This is a genomic window from Streptomyces solincola (assembly GCF_002982015.1).
GTDB classification, from domain to species: domain Bacteria; phylum Actinomycetota; class Actinomycetes; order Streptomycetales; family Streptomycetaceae; genus Streptomyces; species Streptomyces solincola.
Genome location: NZ_PVLV01000485.1, coordinates 1 through 4,387, shown reverse-complemented (window position 1 = coordinate 4,387; position 4,387 = coordinate 1). Strand labels below are relative to the sequence as shown.

The 4,387-nt window shown below is 74.0% G+C and carries 2 protein-coding genes and 2 tRNA genes; all 4 read right to left on the bottom strand.

Annotation, left to right across the window (positions count from 1 at the left end; all coding sequences use genetic code 11):
* Positions 1–63: 63 nt before the first annotated feature.
* Positions 64–1,233 carry a PP2C family protein-serine/threonine phosphatase gene (locus C6N75_RS25095; protein ID WP_407703271.1) on the bottom strand — a complete coding sequence of 390 codons (1,170 nt, stop codon included), beginning with the start codon at positions 1,231–1,233 and terminating at the stop codon, positions 64–66.
* 180 nt (positions 1,234–1,413) lie between these two features.
* Positions 1,414–1,487: transfer RNA gene (locus C6N75_RS25090), tRNA-Met, on the bottom strand.
* Between the two features lie 146 nt (positions 1,488–1,633).
* Positions 1,634–1,706: transfer RNA gene (locus C6N75_RS25085), tRNA-Lys, on the bottom strand.
* Between the two features lie 171 nt (positions 1,707–1,877).
* Positions 1,878–3,941, bottom strand: a complete 2,064-nt coding sequence (locus tag C6N75_RS25080; protein ID WP_105871162.1) for a DEAD/DEAH box helicase — start codon at positions 3,939–3,941, stop codon at positions 1,878–1,880.
* Positions 3,942–4,387 lie beyond the last annotated feature (446 nt).

Here is a 4,387-nt window from a genome sequence, read left to right as displayed (position 1 = left end):
GGGCGGGTGGGACCGTGCCCCTCACCCTGCGTACACCTCGGATCCGGTGGCGGCCGGCGCCGCTCAGGGCACGACCGGCATGGTGCGGCGGCGGGGTGGCTGGCCCACGGCGGGGCGGGCCACCGCCAGCAGCGCCAGGTCGTCGGTCGAACCCCCCGCCGTGTGCCGGCGTACGTCGTCCGCCAGCGCGTCCAGCACGGCCCCCGGATCCGGGAAGATCCGCCCGTCGAGGCGGGCGACCGGGTCGTAGAACACTCCATTCCCGTCACGCGCCTCGGAGAGGCCGTCGGTGTAGAACAGCAGCGTCGCCCCGGGCGGGTAGACCGCCTCGTACGACCGGTCCGGCCAGCCGGCCAGGTCCGCCATGCCGAGCGGCAGCGCCGGCTCGGCGGGCGTCTGGAGGACCACCCGCCCGTCCGCGTACAGCAGCAGCGGCTCCGGATGGCCCCGGTTGATCATCCGGACCACGCCCCCGCCGCGCGGGACCTCCGCCAGCACCGCGGTGGTGAAGCCCTCGGTGGCGTCCAGGCCGTCCCGCCGGGCGCCCTCGCGCGCCAGCGCACGTTCCAGCCGCGCGGCCACACCCTCCAGGGAGCTCTCCTGCTCGGCGGCCTCCCGGAACGCGCCGATCACCACCGCCACCGCCTCGACGGCGCCCATCCCCTTCCCCCGGACGTCGCCCACCACCAGCCGCACCCCGTAGGGGGTCTCCTGGACGGCGAACAGGTCCCCGCCAATGAAGGCGTCCTTCTGCGCGGCCTCGTAGCGCGCGGCCACCTGGAGTCCGCCGATCCGCTCGGCCGGCACCGGCAGCACCGCCCGCTGCGCGGTCTCGGCGATCTCCCGTGCCGAGGCGAGCCGCTCGCCGCTGCGGCGCACCACCCGGTTGATGAAGACCGCCAGTACCGAGACCGTGCCCACGGTCAGCACCTCGGTGAGCGCGGGGCCCTCCATGAGGGTCCGGTTGCCGAGGTGGCTGAGCAGCACGGCCAGCACCGCGAAGACGCCCGACAGCACGGTGGTGCGGAACGCGAAGAACGGCGCGGCGACCAGCGGGGCGGCGGCGAACAGCGGCACGGCGGTGAAGCGGGGCGGGGTGAGCTGGTCGTACAGCACTCCGCCGACGATCATCAGTGCGGGCACCATGCGCAGGAAGCGCCGGGCGAGGCCGGCCCTGGGCGGTTCGCCGCCCTCCGCCCGGCCGTCGCCGCCCCACCGCGCTCGCTGCCCCAACGCCTGGCCTCCTGCCCGGTCCGCCCACGGCTGCGGACGGTGCACCGCCCCCTCCAGGCTCACCCGAGTCACGCCGCCCGGCGACCGGCCGACCGCCGACCGGGCGACGCGGGCCACCACTTGCCACGGCGCAGACATGACGAAGGCCCGGTGCACAAGTGCACCGGGCCTTCGTTTCAGTAGCGGGGACAGGATTTGAACCTGCGACCTCTGGGTTATGAGCCCAGCGAGCTACCGAGCTGCTCCACCCCGCGTCGGTGAACACCACCTTACGCCATCGGCGGCCATGCTCCTAACCAGCCGCCGGACGGGCCGGCAGCGGGCCGGCAGACGCCCGTTTTGCCCTGTCGCACAGGAGCGCCCCCCGGCTCGCACATGCTCTGAGCTGGGGGGCGGGCGGTAGGCCGTGTGGGACTCGAACCCACAACCAACGGATTAAAAGTCCGCTGCTCTGCCAATTGAGCTAACGGCCCTCGTCGCCACCCACGAGCATAGCCGCTAGGTGTCCGGCATCCGATCGGGTATCGGGTGAAGGGATCATGTGGCGGAACGGGGGCGGCGGACAGCGGGCTGATACGGCGACAGGGCCCGCCCCGGTGTGGGGCGGGCCCTGTCGTCAGGGGGTGACCGGGGTCTACCGGTCGTCAGCCGTTGCGCTTCCAGCGGGGCTTGTCGTCGCGGCGGCCGAAGGAGCCGGAGCCGGAGGCCGAGCCGCCGCGGTGGTCGTCACGGCGGCCGAAGGGCCGGTCGTGGCCGCCGGAGCGGAAGCCGCCGCCGGAGGGGCGGTCGTCACGGCGGTCGCGGTTGAACGGACGGTCGCCACCGCGGTCGTCCCGACGGAAACCACCGGAGGGGCGGTCGTCACGGCGGTCGCGGTTGAACGGACGGTCGCCACCGCGGTCGTCCCGACGGAAGCCACCCGAGGGGCGGTCGTCACGGCGGTCGCGGTTGAACGGACGGTCGCCACCGCGGTCGTCCCGACGGAAACCACCCGAGGGACGGTCGTCACGGCGGAAGGGGCGGTCGTCGCGGTCGCGGCGCTCGAAGTTGCCCCGGTCGTCGCGGCGGTCGCGGCGCTCGTAGGAGGAGGAGCGGTTGTCGCGGTTCTGCTGCTCCGGCAGGGAGACCGCGGCGGCCTCCTTCTCGGCCTCGACGGCCTCGGCGCGCAGGTCGGCCTCGGCCACCTCGGCGACCGCGGCCTGCGGGTCCTCGCCGCGTTCGCGGGCGGCGCGGGCCACCAGGCGGTCGGCCTCCTCGCGCAGCTCGGCGGCCCGGCGCTGCACGCGCTCCAGCTCACGGGTGAGGTCGGCGACCTCGCGCTCGGCCTGCTTGGCGGCGTTGCTCGCGGAGTCGGCCTGCACCTCGGTCAGCGACCGGGCGCCGGTGATCTCGGCGACCTCGGGGTCGAACGCCCCGGCGCCGCCCACGATGTGGCGGGAGGCGTCGACGCCGGCGTCCTCCATCAGGCGGAAGATCTGGCGGCGCTGGTGCGGCAGGGCCAGGGAGACCACGACACCGGAGCGGCCGGCGCGGGCGGTGCGGCCCGAGCGGTGCAGGTAGTCCTTGTGGTCGCCGGCCGGGTCGACGTTCAGCACCAGGTCGATGCCGTCGACGTGGATGCCGCGGGCGGCGACGTCGGTGGCGACCAGGACGTTGACGTACCCGTCCTTGAAGTCCGCGAGGGTCCGGGTGCGGGCGCCCTGGGTCATGCCGCCGTGCAGCGCGTCGGCCTTCACCCCGGCGTCGCGGAGCTGCTCGGCGACGCGGTCGGCGCCGAGCTGGGTGCGGACGAAGATGATGGTGCGGCCCTTGCGGGCGGCGATCGCGGCGGTGACCGGGGCCTTGTCCTTGGGCTTCACGACCAGGACGTGGTGGGTCATCGTGGTGACCGCGCCGGCGGACGGGTCCACCTCGTGGGTGACCGGGTCGACCAGGTAGCGCTTGACCAGGCTGTCGATCTCGTTCTCCAGCGTGGCGGAGAACAGCAGGCGCTGACCGCCCGTCGGGACCTGGTCCAGCAGCTCGGTGACCTCGGGCAGGAAGCCCAGGTCGGCCATCTGGTCGGCCTCGTCGAGGACGGCGACCTGGACCGCCTCCAGCGAGCAGGCGCCGCGGTTGATCACGTCGCGCAGCCGGCCGGGGGTGGCGACGAGGATGTCGACGCCGCGCTCCAGCGCGTAGATCTGGTTGCCCATCGACGTACCGCCGCAGACGACCTTCATCTTCAGGCCGAGCACGTCGCCGTACGGCTGGAGGGCGTCGGCCACCTGCATGGCCAGCTCGCGGGTCGGGGTGAGGATGACGCCGCGGGGCTTCTTCCTCTCGGTGTGGCCGCCGGCCAGGGTGGCCAGCAGCGGCAGACCGAAGGAGAGGGTCTTGCCGGAGCCGGTGCGGCCGCGGCCCAGGATGTCCTTGCCGGCCAGGGCGTCCGGGATGGTCGCGGCCTGGATCGGGAAGGGGGTGGTCACGCCGTTCTGCGCGAGCTTGCGGACGACGCCCTCCGGCAGACCGAGGTCCGCGAAGGTGGTCTCCGGCTCGGCGGGCTCCTGCTCGGCGGCGGCCTCGGCGGTGTCGGCGGCGACGGCCTCGGCGGCAGCAGCGACGGTCTCGGCGGGGGCCTGCCCGACTACCTGGGACTGGTCGTCCGAGGCGTCGATGGCGGTGTCGTTCGCGGGCACGACGACGTCGTCAGTTCGGGAAATGGACATGCGAAATGCGAAACCTTCCGGAGTCTCGGCACGCGCCCGTCAACTCCGTGTTTTCGCTGCTTCGCGATTAACGACCGCCTCGATGCGGTCAGCCACGGCAAGGGAGAGTACGCGCCACACGCGGCGCTCTCGGTGACGGCGCCGGGCAAAGGGGAACATGGGATCAAACGATCTACCACCATACGCACCCTCCCCCGCTGAGTGCAAACCGGTACAGCGCCGCGGCCCCCGCTGTCGCCGGGATCACACCGCCGCCGCGCCTCGGGGCGGCCCGGGGTGCGCCGGTTCAGGCCGGGGAGACCTGCGGGGAGACGGCCGGTTCGGCGGCGAAGCGCAGCCCGTCGGGGGCGTCCAGGGCGCGGGTGCGGCTGCCCTCGGCATCCGGGGAGGGCGTCGGCGTCTCGGACGGGGTGGGCTCGGGCTCGACCGGCGGCGTGGGGGTGGGC